We start from the raw sequence: 308 nt of genomic DNA on the forward strand, positions 1-308 counted from the left end.
GAAGATGGCGAGAAAAGCTGTGTGTATTTCTGCGGTGCCCGTACCGCAAACCGACACAGGTAGGTAGGAAGAAGATTCTAAGGCCAACGGGAGAAGGGTTGTTAAGGAACTCGGCAAATTGACCCCGTAACTTCGGGAGAAGGGGTGCTCCAGAGATGGAGCCGCAGAGAATCGGCCCAAGCAACTGTTTACCAAAAACACAGGTTTGTGCTAAATCGAAAGATGACGTATACGAGCTGACGCCTGCCCGGTGCTGGAAGGTTAAGAGGAGATGTGCAAGCATTGAATCGAAGCCCCAGTGAACGGCG

At 52.3% G+C, this 308-nt stretch carries 1 rRNA gene; it reads left to right on the forward strand.

Going from position 1 to position 308, the window contains the following annotated elements:
- Positions 1–308: ribosomal RNA gene (locus JCM17207_RS10445) — 23S ribosomal RNA — on the forward strand; the annotation flags it as partial.

The organism is Faecalibacterium gallinarum (assembly GCF_022180365.1).
Taxonomy (GTDB): domain Bacteria; phylum Bacillota; class Clostridia; order Oscillospirales; family Ruminococcaceae; genus Faecalibacterium; species Faecalibacterium gallinarum.